Annotated in this window: 9 protein-coding genes; all 9 read right to left on the bottom strand. The window is 31.7% G+C overall.

Annotated elements, in window-relative coordinates; genetic code table 11:
* Positions 1-128 precede the first annotated feature (128 nt).
* The 9 genes from ACIQ06_RS09075 to ACIQ06_RS09035 all read right to left on the bottom strand — a co-directional run bounded on the left by ACIQ06_RS09075 (position 129) and on the right by ACIQ06_RS09035 (position 15,709).
* On the bottom strand, positions 129-3,794 hold the full coding sequence (locus ACIQ06_RS09075; RefSeq protein WP_396145618.1) for a fibronectin type III domain-containing protein: 3,666 nt from the start codon (positions 3,792-3,794) through the stop codon (positions 129-131).
* A 122-nt stretch (positions 3,795-3,916) separates the two neighbouring features.
* Positions 3,917-5,131 carry an NAD(P)/FAD-dependent oxidoreductase gene (locus ACIQ06_RS09070; RefSeq protein ID WP_396145616.1) on the bottom strand — a complete coding sequence of 405 codons (1,215 nt, stop codon included), beginning with the start codon at positions 5,129-5,131 and terminating at the stop codon, positions 3,917-3,919.
* A gap of 63 nt (positions 5,132-5,194) precedes the next feature.
* On the bottom strand, positions 5,195-5,881 hold the full coding sequence (locus ACIQ06_RS09065) for a glycerophosphodiester phosphodiesterase (protein ID WP_396145614.1): 687 nt from the start codon (positions 5,879-5,881) through the stop codon (positions 5,195-5,197).
* Between the two features lie 138 nt (positions 5,882-6,019).
* Positions 6,020-7,675, bottom strand: a complete 1,656-nt coding sequence (locus ACIQ06_RS09060; protein WP_396145611.1) for an alpha-amylase family glycosyl hydrolase — start codon at positions 7,673-7,675, stop codon at positions 6,020-6,022.
* Entirely contained in the window at positions 7,676-10,099 is a 2,424-nt protein-coding gene (locus ACIQ06_RS09055; RefSeq protein ID WP_396145609.1) for a TIM-barrel domain-containing protein, read from the bottom strand.
* 9 nt (positions 10,100-10,108) lie between these two features.
* The gene (locus tag ACIQ06_RS09050) at positions 10,109-11,047 is read right to left on the bottom strand and encodes an alpha/beta hydrolase (protein ID WP_396145607.1); all 939 of its coding nucleotides are present in this window, start codon (positions 11,045-11,047) and stop codon (positions 10,109-10,111) included.
* 1 nt (position 11,048) lies between these two features.
* Positions 11,049-12,923, bottom strand: a complete 1,875-nt coding sequence (locus ACIQ06_RS09045) for a glycoside hydrolase family 13 protein (RefSeq protein WP_396145605.1) — start codon at positions 12,921-12,923, stop codon at positions 11,049-11,051.
* The gene (locus tag ACIQ06_RS09040; RefSeq protein WP_396145603.1) at positions 12,910-13,290 is read right to left on the bottom strand and encodes a GxxExxY protein; all 381 of its coding nucleotides are present in this window, start codon (positions 13,288-13,290) and stop codon (positions 12,910-12,912) included. The genes ACIQ06_RS09045 and ACIQ06_RS09040 overlap by 14 nt, the downstream gene beginning before the upstream one ends.
* 115 nt (positions 13,291-13,405) lie before the next feature.
* Complete coding sequence (locus ACIQ06_RS09035) at positions 13,406-15,709, bottom strand: glycoside hydrolase family 65 protein (protein WP_396145601.1); 2,304 nt, start codon at positions 15,707-15,709, stop codon at positions 13,406-13,408.
* Between the last annotated feature and the right edge of the window lie 40 nt (positions 15,710-15,749).

Below are 15,749 nucleotides of genomic sequence, written 5' to 3'. Positions count from 1 at the left end.
GTCTAAGGTTTTTTTTATAAAATTTTATATGCCCGATAAAACTAATATCTCGTCAAATTTATCAGCAAAAAAAATTCCCAATTATAAATTTATAATTGGGAATTATGATTTTGATTAACTTTTAAAAATTATTTTATCACAAGTTTTTTGTTTTGCTTTAAACCATTATCAGTAGTTATTTCTAATAAATAAACACCTTTAGATAAACTTGATGTGTCAATTGTAACACTATTAGAAGAAATTGATTTTACTTCTTTAATGATTTTGCCTAAAACATCATAAATAATCACATTGTCAATAATTTCAGAAGTATTATTTAAACTGATATTTATAAATTGACTTGCTGGATTTGGATACAATGTAAAATTAGTACCATCAAAAGCTTGATTGTTTAATGCTGCAGTGAACTCAGTTGTAAAAGTATTTGTTACAATTGCAGGATTGGTATCAAAATAGATATTTGCTGTATTTGGTATTATTGAACCCACAGCAAAACCTGGGTTTAATTTAACTCTAAATTGTACATATCCCATACTTAATTCTTCATTTACTGATATAGGAACTAATTGTATGTTGTTGAAATTCCATACAATATTGTTATTAACTCTTGTCATAACATAATTGTGGCTTGAGCTTATCATTCTAATACTTTCAGGATCAATTTGTGAATCTAAAACATCTTCAATTCTAACATCAATTGCGTTAGCAGTTCCATAATTTTGGAATCTAATTGTATAAATTAAATCTTCATTTTGGTTAAATTGACTAAAAAGAATTTCTTCACCATGCGATTCCATTTTATCATTTGGATCATAAGAATTTACTACAATTTGTGTAATTCTAGTTGAGTTATTTGTTAAATTGATATCGTTTGCAGGAGCTGAAATTGTTGCATTTGCAATAAGTAAATCACCTAAGTTTACTACTGGACTTGCTGGCACACTCATTGTAACATAAAACACTCTTGTTTCATTAGGAAGAAGATTTGTAAAGTTATAAGTGAATCCAGTCGCATTAGCGATAGTTCCTGTTTGACTAATTGCTGTAATTGTTACTTGTGATGGCTTTTCAAAAGTTATTGTTCCATCTGTTGCAGCAACTCCTAAGTTTTTATATACAATTTTATTTGTATATGTTAAGCCAGGTCTTGGCGAACCCATTGGAACAATAGAAATAGTAACATCATTATAAGCTTGAGTTAGAACAATAGGGAAGTAAAGAATTTGTGTTCCACTTCCTACTGGAATATTTACATCATTGAATGAAGTTGTTCCAGAGCTATAGTAAGGAAGGTATTCTGTTTGGATACTATATGAGAAGTCATAAGTATTTACAGGATTTGAACCGTAAACTGTTTGTCTTCCAGTTGATGAAAAGGCATTTGTAATTGGTCCAGTATTATTTTGCTGATAAACAAATGAACCATTTGTAAAGTAGGTTTCACCTGAATCTTTAATACCGTTATTATTTTGGTCATTGAAGGCAACAAGAATAATTTTATCTAAATCAGGACCACAAGTAATACTAGCAAACCAACCTGTTCTTACTACAGAAGAATCACTTCTAAATCTAAAGGTCAAGCAACCACTAGGATCTGAAGATGTAAATGGTCCTGGAATAGATGTACCCCAGAAAGAACCAGTTAAACCTCCTGGAACTTGTCCAGCTCCATTTGTACTAGCGATTTGTGGAGAAGTAATTGAGTTACCGTCAAAAACATATAATCCATCCCAATTTGTTTCAACATCAAATAGTGTAAATGTTACAGTTACAACCTCTCCAGGATTTGTAGGGCATATAGTATAAGTATTGTCAGCGTTATTGGTATAATTAGCGTTTGAGCCACCATTGTCAACAAATACACCTCCGCATGCAGGTGGAGCCGGTGTTGTATTAATACTAATTCCGTTTGACCAATCACTTGAATCACTTGCTGAACAAATTGCTCTTACAAAAATACTATAGCAAGTATTTGCTGTTAGACCATTTAAAATAAATGGATTAGTTGTTGTAATTGTACCTGTTGTTGTGCTGTCAGGAACTGTGTTACAAGGAAGGACAGCAACTTCCCATGAAGTGGCAGTACTATTATTTGTCCAAGCTATCGAAGCAGATTGTGATGTTATTGCAGATGTAACCAATGCAGTTGGTTTTGGACATGTTGCTGGTGTGTTAAGAGTTGCGCCAATAGACCAATCGCTCATATCTGAAGGAGAACAAATTGCTCTAACATACAATTGGTAGCAACTATTTGGAGTCAAGTTTGTAAATGTATATGGATTAACAGTTGTTACTATACCTACTGATGTTGCAGTCGGAGCAGTTCCGCATGGTAAAGCAATTACTTCCCAACTTGTTGCTGAGCTATTGTTAACCCATCCTAAAGTTGCTGAAGTTGTTGTAATTCCAGTAACAACTAAGTTTGTTGGCTTTGGACAAGTTGGCGCTACACCGCATGTAATATTTGCTATCCAACCAGATTGTACAACTGAGCCATCACTTCTAAATACAAAAGTTAAACATCCACTAGAATGTGTTGAAGTAAATGGACCAGGTAATGTTGTTCCCCAATAAGCTCCAGCTAGACCTCCAGGAACGTTTGCCGCTCCATTTGCACTTGCTATTTGAGGTGATGTAATTGAATTTCCATTATAAACATACAACCCATCAAAATTTGATTCAAGAGAGAATGATGTGAAAGTAACTGTAACTTGATCGCCTATATTGGTTGGACAAATTGTAACAGTTGAATTAGTATTATTTGAGTAATTTGCATTAGCACCTGCAGGATCTGTAAAAATACCTCCACATGTAAATGGGTTTGTTGTATCTGCCAATGTAGTAAAAGTATAGGCTTGCGACCAAGAACTTGAAGTTGTAGGAGAGCACATTGATCTAATAAAAACAGAATAGCAAGTATTTGGATTCAATCCAACGGCTTGATAGGTATTTGTAGTAACCAATACTCCGGTATTATTTGGTGTTGGATTTGGTGATCCGCATGGTACAATATAAACTTGCCATTGAGAATTATTAGAAGAAATTGCCCAATTTAAATTAGCTGTAGTTGTTGTTACGCCAGAAATAGCTATGTTAGTTGGTTCAATACATGTTGCTGTTGTTCCTGTTGTAAAAGTTATCGGAGATGACCAATCACTTGTAGTATTTCCACAGATTGATCTTACAGAAGCTGTATAAATTACACCAGGTGTTAATCCAGTTAAGTCAAATGGATTTGATTGTGCTATAATTGGTTGCGAAATTGCAGTGCCATTTGCAGTTAACAAGATTTCCCATGGACCAGTTCCCTGATTAGGATTTAACCAATTCAATACTGCAGTAGTATTGCTTGTTGGAGTTGCATTTACGGAAATAGGTGATAAACATATTGGAGTTGATCCACAAGTAATGTTTGCAACCCAACCTGCCTGATTTATTGAAGAATCAGATGTAAAAACGAATGTTAAACATCCACTTATATCACTTGATGTGTATGCAGGTGGAATTGTATTTCCTGTTAAATCAGCAATTAAAGTTGCACTTGCAGAAGTTCCGTTATAGATTTTTAACCTATCAAAATTGTTTTCTAATGCAAATGATGTAAAAGAAACAGTAACAAATTCTCCTGGATTTGTTGGACAAATAGTTGTTGTTACGTTAGAATTATTTGCATAATTTGCAGTTGCACCAGCAGGGTCAGTAAAAGTTCCTCCACAAACAGGAGTAGTTTGTGCAAGAGTTAAAAATGTTCCTAAAAAGAGTGCAAAAAAACTTAAAAGTAATTGTTTTTTCATTTTTGTTTGTTTTTTGGTAAACCAAATATAGGTTGATTTTTAAATACTTACAAACAAAAGGTAGTTTTATTTTATTGAAAAACAATCAGTTTCAATGATATCAAGGGATAAGAAATTTTAAATTAATTAACAATTGTTTGAGCAATAATAAAACCACCAGTCCAAGCATTTTGAAAATTAAATCCGCCAGTAATTGCATCAATATTTAAAATCTCTCCAGCGAAATATAAATTTGGATGTAATTTACTTTCCATCGTTTTGAAGTTGATTTCTTTTAAATCGATTCCGCCAGCAGTTACAAACTCTTCTTTGAAAGTACTTTTGCCATTTACTTGAAATTCGCCATTTGTTAATTGATTGCCTAAATTGGATAGTTGATTTTTAGATAAATCTGCCCATTTTGTATCTTCTGAAATTTCAGATGCTAAAACCAAACTTTCCCATAATCGATTTGGAAATTCAAACGGAGATTTCTTTGAAACTGCTTTTTTAGAATGTTCTAATTTTAGTTCCTTAAGTTTTTCAAGCGTTTCTTCAAATGTTAGGTCGTTTAACCAATTGACTTGTAAAACAAACTGATAATTTTTATCTGCCAATATTCGTGCGCCCCAAGCTGAAAGGCGTAATATTCCTGGTCCAGACATTCCCCAATGGGTTATCAATAATGGTCCAGACGATTCCAATTTTGTGTTTTTAACTTTTACAGATGCAAAAGCCGACAAACCCATCAAATCTTTAATTCGTTTGTCTTTTATATTAAAGGTGAACAATGAAGGAACAGCCGAAATGATAGAATGACCGAGTTCAGTAAGCATTTCCCAAACTTTTGGATTACTTCCAGTAGTCATCACTAATTTTTGACAAGAAAATGTTTCTACATTGGTTTCTACTTTCCAATAATTTTCTGCTTTGAAAAGTGATTGCACACTTTGATTGGTAAGAATATCAATTTTTAATTTTTGAGTAGCATTAAAAAAACAATCAATGATAGTTTGAGAAGAATCGGAAGTTGGAAACATTCTACCATCGTCTTCTATTTTTAATTCAACTCCATGTTTTTCAAACCACTCAATTGTATCACCAGAACAAAATTGATGAAAAGGTCCGCGAAGTTCCTTTTCGCCACGAGGATAAAATTTGACTAAATCATTTGGAACAAAACACGCGTGTGTAACATTGCAACGTCCGCCGCCAGAAATTCTTACTTTAGATAAAACTTCTTTTCCACGTTCTAAAATAGCGACTTTTAACTTCGGATTTTTCTCAACAATATTAATTGCCGTAAAAAAACCTGCTGCACCACCACCAACAATTAGTATGTCGTATTTTGAATTCATTTTTTGTAAATCTTTGTTAGAGTTTTAATCTTTGACAAAGATAAACTTTTATAACACTAAACTTTAATGCAATCTTTCAGGATAATTGCAAAAAATTCCGTCAACACCTAAACGAATCATTTTTTTGATGGTTTCAGGTTCGTTTACTGTGTAAGTATAAATTTTGAAACCTTTTTTATGAAGTAGGTCAATATTTTCTGATGTTAAAGTCTTATACCAAGGATTAATGCTTTGAGCTTTTAATTTTTCAGCAATGTTAATGGCATCAATTGGATTCTCTTCTGTTAAAATTCCAATGGAAATAGCATTGTCAAGTTGTCTATAATTTTCTAATTCATCCCAAAGAAAACTTGAAATTGTAAAATTATCTTTTGTCCATCCTTTTTCATAAAACGTTTGAAGTATATCAAAAACAGGTTTAGCAGTTTTGCTTCCTTTTAGTTCAATATTTAAAGGAGTTTTTTTATTTATTGTTGAGATTACTTCTTCTAAAAGTGGAATTTTATGGTTTCCTTTTACAATTACTTTTTGAAGTTCTTCCCAATTATAGTCTTCTATTTTTCCTTTAGCATTAGTCAAACTATCTAAAATGTCATCGTGAAAAACTACAACTTCGCCTGATTTAATTACAAAAACGTCAATTTCAATCATATCAACATTAAGCTCCAAAGCTTTTTTGATAGAGGAAATAGTGTTTTCAGTTTCGTGTCCCATTGCTCCACGATGTCCAATATTGAGTGGTTTTTTCATCACGTTGCATTGTATAAATAGAAATGAAATTAAAAATAAATAACAGATTTTCATTGTAGTATATTGAATTGAAATTATTATTTCAAAACTAATTTGTTGAAAATTATTACTTTAAATTATCACGTTATGATATTGTTATTAATTTTTCTCCAATAACACAATCCCAAATTCACTATCAATCGCAACTTTTCCATCAATAACTTCTGAAGTCGTTCCAGAATAAGCATCTTTTACTTTTGTTCCATTTTCAAAAATAGTTCCAACAGAAATTTCTTTTTTTCCGATAGGTAAATCTAAACCAACAACAACTTTATCAGAATAATTTCCATTAGAATAGTCACGACTAAATACATAAGGAGAATTCGTAATTTGCTTGTGAATTCCTGCGCCAACTGATGGATGATTTTTTCTAAATTGTCCTAATTTTTGCCAATGATTTAATAGTTTGAAAGTCATTTTATTGGTTTTCAAATCGTCCCAATTCATCATCGAACGCAAAGTTGCATCGCCATTTGTTCCTTCAATATCTAAAGAACGAGCAGTTTCATCTCCATAATACACTTGAGAAACTCCAGGAGTAAGCAATAATTTGGTTCCAGATTCAAATGTTTTTTCACGTTTTTTGTCAAAAGGATATCCATCATCGTGAGACGAAACATAATTCATAACCGTTTTTCCTTTCAAATCATTCTGAAGAATATTGGAATATTTAGAAAACAATTCTTCGTAGTTCATTTTGGCTTCATTTCTAAAATCAAAATTGATTAAACTAGTAAATCCGTTGGCATAATAATCTACTTTTTTGTCTCCAAAATCGTAAATTCTTTTGCTTCCAATGTTGTAACCATAAACTTCTCCAACAGTAAAAAACGCATTATTATCCAAAACTTTTGTTGGATTTCTAGCTTTAAATTCTGCAAATGACATTTCGCAAACTTTTCCAAAGTCATACCAAACATCTTCCATAGTATGTTTTACGGTATCAACACGATAAGCGTCAATTCCGAAATCTATAATATAATCAGCAAGCCATTTCATGATGTAATATCTTGGTGCTCTTGGATAACAAGTTTTTTTGAAAAAAGCATCCAATTCGGCAACTTCTTTTTCATAACGTCCTTCTTTTTTCCATTTTGCAATCAAAAAAGGAGGTAATTCAACATTTTCTTTGCTTTCTGTTTTAACGTCAAAAAGTCCTGTAACTAAAGTACAATTGATATTAGTATCATATGAATTGTATTTGCAATTTGGTGTAGAACGAACCCAATCATCAGGATATTTCTCGTCAAATTCTGTTGCGTGACCAGTGTGATTTATAACTGCATCAAGCATAATTCTAATTCCTTTTGCGTGCGCTTTATCAACCAATTCCTTTAAATCTTCGCGCGTTCCATAACTTGGATCTAATGCGGTCCAATCTTTTGTCCAATATCCGTGAAAACCATAAGTATTTCCTGTTCCTTCATCAACTGAGCCGTGAATTTGCTCTACAACAGGCGTCATCCAAATGGCGTTGATTCCTAAATCGGTAAAGTAACCTTCGTCTAGTTTTTGAATAACACCACGAATATCGCCACCTTCAAAACCGCGCAATTTTGCAGTGGGTTTATCTCTTTTAATGATAGCATTGTTGTTTGGATTTCCATCTAAAAATCTATCGGTTAATAAGAAATAGACATTGGCACTTTCCCAAACGAAAGGTGTTTTTGTTTTTTGAGTATAAGTTACTTCTTTGCTTGAGTTACAACTTGAAAAAGTAATAGCAAGTAGTAGGAGTAAGGCTGTTTTTTTCATCTATAGTTTTATTTCAATTTTTTTATTATTATCTAATTCACATTGTAAAGAAATGTAGATTAGATTATTTTCAAATTTGTATTGGTTATTATTTAAAATCTTATCATTAAGAAGAATGGTTGTCGGATTTTTGTCAAATCCGTGAATAATTATATTTATTTTTTTGGAGGTTGTGGTAGAATAGGTTTTGTCAAATTCAATATCTAAAAAAAGTGAGTTTTTATCAATAGCACTTTCAAAATCAAATTCTTCATAAACCGATTTTTCAATAGAAGTAGTTGATAATCCATCATCATTAAATAATTCTAATTCTGATTTTTTCACCTCTTTATCAAAATAAAAATGCACATCAAAATCGTTTAAAATATAATTCTGTGTGTTTGGTTGAACTTTACTCATCGGAATAAAACTTCCGGCACGAACAAATGTTGGAATGTTATTTTTGTTTAATTCTATTTTTTGAGTTGTTCCAGCATCGTATTTTTTTCCAGTGTAGAAATCAAACCAATTTGAATTTTTCGGAAAATAAACTTCTTTTTGAGTTTGACCTTTTTCAGTAATTGGATATACTAAAAAATCATTTCCCCAAAGATAACCATCCGATTTTGAAAGTAATTCTTTGTTGTTTGGTTCATTAAAAAACAATGGTCGCATTAAAGGTTTTCCTTCTGTAGTATTCTCAAAAGCCAATTGATAATTATAAGGCAGTAATTGATAGCGTAATTCGACAGCTTTTTTAGCAATTTCTTTCGTGTCAACGTCTTTATAAGCCACTTCTGAAGCTACATCTTCTTGAGCGTGCGGACGAAAAATTGGGTTGAAAACACCATATTGCAACCAACGCAAATACAATTCGTTATCAAAATAATCTCCAGCAAATCCACCTAAATCACTGTGCATATAAGCCATTCCTTGCATTCCCATTTGAAGTGCAATTTCCATTTGACTTTGCAATCCGCCCCAACTTCTTGAAACATCGCCACTCCAAGGAATCATCCCAAAACGTTGACTTCCAGAATATCCAGAACGCATTAAAATAAATGGACGTTGATTAGAAAAATCTTTTTTGTAACCATCAGCAATTAACTTTGCCCAATTGTGACCGTAAACATTGTGAACTTCATCGGCTGTTCCTGCAAACGTATTGGCATAAGATGGAAAAACTTCAGGTTCACCTAAATCACCCCAAAGTCCAGCAACTCCTTGATTGATTAATCGTTTATAAACATTCCAAAACCATTCTTTTCCTTCGGGTTTGAAGACGTCAACAATTCCAGTGTTTCCAAAATAGAAATCCCAAGTAGCAGGTTTTCCATCTTTTAATGTTGCTAAAACTTTTTTATCAACGGTTTCCTTCCATTTAGAAGATGTTGTAAGGATAAATGGTTCAGTTATCAAAACGGTTTTTACGCCTTTTGCATTTAAGTCTGCTATCATTTTATCAGGATTTGGGAAATTCTCTTTATCCCATTCTAGATTTCCCATCGTACCTTGAACTGTTTTTCCGAACCAATATAAATCCAGAATTATAGCATCGACAGGAATTTTACTTTCTTCAAATTTACGAAAGGTTTTTTCAACTTCTTCTTGTGTATGATAACCAAAACGAGAAGAGAAATTTCCGAAAGCCCAACGTGGTGGCAAAGGTTGTTTTCCGGTTAAATCTGTGTAGTTTTTTACTAAATCTTCCCAAGAATTCCCTACAATAACTTGATAGGTTTTTCTACCAGAAATTGTTTCGTACTCTAAAGTGTTATCTTTTTTTGAATCTAAATCCAAATATCCAATGGCTTCATTATCAAAATGAACAGCATATAATTTGGAAGACAAAACCAAAGGAATACAGAAATTCATTAATTCGGCACGTGTTTCATAACCATATTGCGCTCTGTTGTAAAGTGCTAATTTGCTACCACGACGGTTCATTCCTAAAGCTCTTGCACCACCACCATAAAGTACTTCATCTGATGAAATATTGAATTGTAAAACTTCAGTAGAATCGGCAGTAATATTTCCTTTAACATTATCTAAAGGAATGTGTTTGCGTTTTAAATAACCTGATTTTTCAGAAATAATTTCTTGGTTATTATTTAAATAAGATATTTTGAATGGTGTTTTTTGAATAACGACCTTCAAATTACTTGATTTGGAACTACATTCAACTGAGTTTTTATTCTCTTTGAAAGAGATGTTTTTCAATTTATTTTTTAATACAACTGCATCTGATGGATTGTTATTTTTTTCTCCTTTTGGTGTAAATGAAGTTTCAATAATTTTATCATTTAGAAAATTTATTAAATAATTTCCATCTGAAATTCTAACCGAAAATCCACTAGAAAGTTTTTCAATTTTAATGAATTTTCTATCTGCATTTTGAGCAAATGAAATTGTTGATATAAATAGTAGTGCAAATATTTTTTTCATTTTCATTGTTTATTTTTCAAACATAAATTCTACAGGAATATTAATTCGTTTTTGCCAAGAAGCTTCCGAATGGTTTTCTCCTTCAAATTTAAGACTTTTATAATTTTCTGTTGTATATCCTTTTGATTGTAACACTTCATCAACACGATATTCATACTTTAAATAACTAGCGTCAAGTGTTTCAGTTCCGTAATCGAAATAGATTTTGTGATTTTTTGGATCGGGTAAATTTTTCTGCATATAAGTAAAAAAACTTTCCGGAATAGGATTGTTCTCAAAATCACGAAATCCAACCCAATGCGTTGATAGACAACTCGCTTTTCCAAATACATTTGGATATTCACAAATCGCATACATCGAAATCAATCCACCCATACTCGAACCCATAATTCCAGTGTGCTCAGCATCAGTGTAAACAGAATAATTTTGATCGATGTAAGGTTTTAATTCAGTAACAATAAATTGAAGATAGTTATCAGAATTTATCTTTTTGTCATCAAATGGAAATTTTGCCTTTTTTACTTCTGTTTGAATTTGTTCTTGAATTTCTTTTGATAGTAATTGATACGGTTTGTTTGGATATAAATCCATATGACGCAAGTTTGGAATGTTCCAAATGGCAACAACAATAATATCTTGAATTTTATTTTCAGAATTCAATTTTGAAACTACTTCATCAACCATCCATTCTTGTTTGTTCCAAGTTGAAGAGGCATCAAATAGCATTTGTCCGTCGTGCATATACAAAACGCTGTATTTTTTATCTTTAGAATAATTGGATGGCAACCAAATATCAACGGTTCTCGGAACAATGAATTTTGTTGGAAAACTATCAATTCGATTAATAATTCCTTCAAATTTTTCTTTGTCAATGATTTGATGGCTTTCAATTTTGCTTTGAGCAAATGAAAATGTAGCTGTTAATAAGATTAAAAGTAGTTTTTTCATTTTACTTCAATTCTAAAATTAAAACTGATTTTCCTTCAATTTCAATATCATTTTTTAAATCAAATGATTTATCAGTAAGGACATCTTTTCCTGAAGTATTGTTTTTGATATTTTCTTGAAATCTTGTAGTTTTTATAGTTTGTTTTTCAGTTGAATTATTCATTACAATCATTACACTTTCCTTTTCATTATATCTGAAATAAACATAAACATTGTTTTCTGGAATGTAGTGAGTTGTTTTTCCAGTGTGAATTACTTCTTTGTTTTTTCTCCAATTGAAAAGTTTCTTAGTTACTGCATGATATTTTTCTTGTTCAGAAGTTCTTCCTTCTTTTGTAAAGGCGTTTTGTTTATGGTCAGACCATCCGCCAGGAAATTCTCTACGAATATCACCATCTCCTACATTTTTACTTCCAGTCATTCCAATTTCTGAGCCATAATACAACTGAGGAATGCCTCGAATAGTTGCTATTAAAGCCATTGTAATTTTGTAATCATCAAATTTTGGATAGACAAAATTGATACGTTGTGTATCATGATTTTCTGCAAAAACAAACATATTGTTGATGTTTGGATATAAGAAATCATTTGAAAAGGTATCATAAAATTTGGTTACACCTTCATTCCAATTTTGCTTTTCTTCTTTCAAAACACCTTTTTCTAAAATGGTTTGCAACATAAAATCCATTACAGTTGGGCAATAAGAATTATAGCTTTGAATAGCTGCAATTTTACTGTCTTTTTGCCAATAAGAAATTTGTGCATGAGAATATAACCATGCTTCTGCTGCAATATTGAAATTTGGATATTCGTCAGTTACAGCTTTTGTCCAAAGAGCAATTGATTCTTTATCAGTATAAGGATAAGTATCTACTCTAAAACCATCAAGATTTGCATATTCTATCCACCAAATGGCATTTTGAATTAAATAGTTAAGGACTAATGGGTTTTTCTGATTCAAATCGGGCATTGATTTTACAAACCAACCACTTGTTGCTAAGTTTTTATCAGTTTCAGAGGCATTTGTATCAGAATGTATTGTGGTTTTAAAATTGGTCTGCTTAAATCCTGGAAATTGATGAAACCAATCGTATGTTGGCATGTCTTTCATCATCCAATGGTTATAACTCCAGTGATTTGTAACATAATCCATGATTAATTTCATGTTGCGATTATGTAGTTCATTACTTAATTTTACATAGTCTTCATTTGTACCAAATCGTGGATCAATTTTATAAACATCTGATTGACCATAAGTGTGATATGAGCCTCTTTCATCATTATCTTCACAAAGTGGTGTTGGCCAAAGAGTTGTTGCTCCCAAGTCCTTAATGTAATCTAAATTTTTAATCATCCCATCAATATCGCCACCATAACGACCATCAATTTTTGTTCTATCAGCTTTTTCAATTACCGATGGATGGCTGTCATTGTTTGGATTTCCATTTGCAAATCTATCAGGCATTAATAAATAAATCATATCAGAACTATCGAAGCTCTTTCTGAATTTAGAATTTTCCTTTCTCGATTTTAAAGAATAGTTTTGAGTAAACGATTTGTTTTTGTTTTTGAAAGTGAAAACTAAATCTTGAGCCGTTGTATTTTTTGTGTCGATGGTTACGAAAACGTAGTTAGGATTTTCGGTTTTTTGAATGCCTTTAATGATAATTCCATTGGAAACGGAAACTTGATTTTCTGCGATATTTTTTCCGTAGAACATTATTTGAACATCAGAAAGATTCATATCACTCCACCAAAATGGAGGTTCAACTCGGTCAACTTGAGCGAAAATTGAAGTTGATATCAATAGAAAGATAACTAATTTTGTTATTCTCGCAAAGGCGCAAAGGCGCAAAGTTTGTTTAGTATAGTCCATTTACTACTCTTTTGATTCCATTTTTTATTAAAGCTTCATTAAAATTTATTAGTAACCCTAACCTTAAATCAGTTACTCTTACATACGTTAGTAACTGTTTCAGATGAACATTTGAAATACTTTCTACAGATTTTATTTCAATTATTATTTTCTCTTCAACAATCAAGTCAGATCGAAATCCTATGTCTAAATGAACATCATCCCAAACTAAGGGAATAGGTTTTTGTCTTTCTACTTTTAAACCTTTTTTGATCAGTTCGTGATGTAATATTGCTTCATAAACGCTTTCCAATAAACCAGGACCAAGTTTTGTGTGAATTTTGTAACTTACATCGACTATTATTTTTGAAAGTTCATTTTCTGTCATAATCTTCATTTTTTCTCGCAAAGTCGCAGATGGACAAAGTTTTATTTTCTTGGTATTTATTTTATTAAAAAAGTCGCAAAGTTCATTCTTTGCGACTTTGTGTCTTTGCGAGAAACTAAACAGTTACCAAACTATTCGGCTCCACTAAAACTTCTTTTCCATTTACAAAAACTGAAATTTCTTTACTTCCTTCTAATGAAAATTTAGTCTCATTTTGAAGCACTTCAACTTTTAAAATTTGATTTCTGAAGTTAATTTTAAAAGAGTAACCTTGCCATTGTGATGGAATTTTTGGTTCAAAATGTAAAGTGTCATTTTTAACTCTCATTCCACCAAAACCTTCTACAATACTCATCCAAGTTCCTGCCATTGATGTGATGTGACAACCTTCTTCTACTTCTTTGTTATAATCATCTAAATCTAAACGAGATGTTCTTAAGTAAAATGTGTAGGCTTGTTCCATTCTATCAAGAGTTGCAGCTTGAATAGAGTGAACACAAGGAGAAAGTGAACTTTCATGAACAGTAAATGGTTCATAAAAGTCGAAATGTTTTTCTAATTGTTCTTTGGTAAAATGATCTTCAAAGAAATAAAAACCTTGTAAAGTATCGGCTTGTTTTATGTATGGCGAACGCAAGATTCTATCCCAAGACCATTTTTGGTTAATTGGACGTTGACTCTTGTCTAAATCATGAACTTTTACCAATTCTTTATCTAAGAAGCCATCTTGTTGTAAGTAAACATCATGTTCTTTAGAATATGGGAAATACATATTATCAGCAACTGCTTTCCAATGTGCGATTTCTGCATTATCCAAATTCACTTTACTCATTATTCGAGAATAATCTGAAGTATATTCTTTTTCTACTTTATTAATTTGTTCAACGGCATAATCGATACACCATTTTGCTAAATAATTCGTATAGAAATTGTTATTAACGTTGTTTTCATATTCATTCGGACCTGTAACTCCAAGAATCACATATTGATTTCTGTAAGTAGAATAGGTTGCTCTTTGGTGCCAAAAACGTGCAATTCCGATAAGAACTTCTAATCCTTTTTCAGGAATGTATGAGTAATCTCCTGTAAATCTGTGATAATTAAATATCGCAAAAGCAATCGCACCGTTTCTATGAATTTCTTCAAATGTGATTTCCCATTCGTTATGACATTCTTCGCCATTCATAGTAACCATCGGATACAAAGCAGCTCCGTTTTTGAAACCTAATTTACCTGCATTTTCAATCGCTTTATCCAATTGATTATATCGGTAAGTCAATAAATTTCTTGCTACTTGTTGGTCTTTGGTTGCCATATAGAAAGGAATGCAATAAGCTTCGGTATCCCAATAAGTTGAACCACCATATTTTTCACCTGTAAATCCTTTTGGACCAATATTTAAACGAGAATCTTTTCCTAAATAGGTTTGATTTAATTGGAAAATATTGAAACGAATTCCTTGTTGTGCTTTTACATCGCCATCAATAGTAATGTCACTCATTTCCCAAATTTTTGCCCAAGCTTGAATCTGATTTTCTTTCAAATTTGAATAACCAATTTTCAAACCTTCAGCAATAACATTTTGAGCGGCAACTTGTGTGTTTTCATGATTTAATGAAACCGTATAACCACCTAATTTTTGAATGGTAGCAGTTTGTTCTTTAGCTACATTTATTTCATACGAAAATTGAACTTTTTCGTTGTTTTTTTCAATATTAATAGGTGAAGCATTTACGTTTGAACCGTTCAACAGAATGGTATTTTGCATAAAAGTGGTTGCCGTGAAATGCGTTTTGAAAGTTCTAGCAGTAACAAATGCTTCATTATTTGAATGTTGAACGTTCAATGGTTCCCAGAATTTTTCTTCCCAGTTAGCATCTTCGTTGTGAACTCCGGCATCAATATAAGGTTTGTAAACAATTTTGGCATCACCATTTAATGGAGTAATCTCAAAATTAATCACACCTAGTTCGTCAATATCTAAGGAAAGAAAACGCGTTACTTTAACTGAAATTTCTAGTCCGTTTTGCAATGTGGCAGAGAAAGAACGATAATAAATGCCTTCTTTCATATTCAACTCACGTTTAAAATTGGCAATAGTTTTGCATATAGCCAAATCAAAAACTTCATTGTTTATTTCAATGTCAATTCCAATCCAATTTGGAGCATTTAATACTTTTGCAAAATATTCAGGGTATCCATTTTTCCACCAACCCACTTTTGTTTTGTCAGGATAATAAATTCCTGCAATATAGCTTCCTTGAAATGTTTTTCCTGAATAGTATTCTTCAAAATTGGCACGTTGTCCCATAGCACCGTTTCCGATACTGAATAAACTTTCAGATGATTTTACTCTTTCTGCATCAAATCCTTCTTCAATGATGGACCAATTGTCTGCTTTGATATAATCTTGGTTCATTTTTTTTAAGTTTAAAAGTTTAGAGGTTTAAAAGTTTAAA

This window comes from Flavobacterium sp., assembly GCF_044341265.1.
In the GTDB taxonomy this organism is placed as follows: domain Bacteria; phylum Bacteroidota; class Bacteroidia; order Flavobacteriales; family Flavobacteriaceae; genus Flavobacterium.
This window is presented reverse-complemented; position numbering and strand designations above follow the sequence as displayed.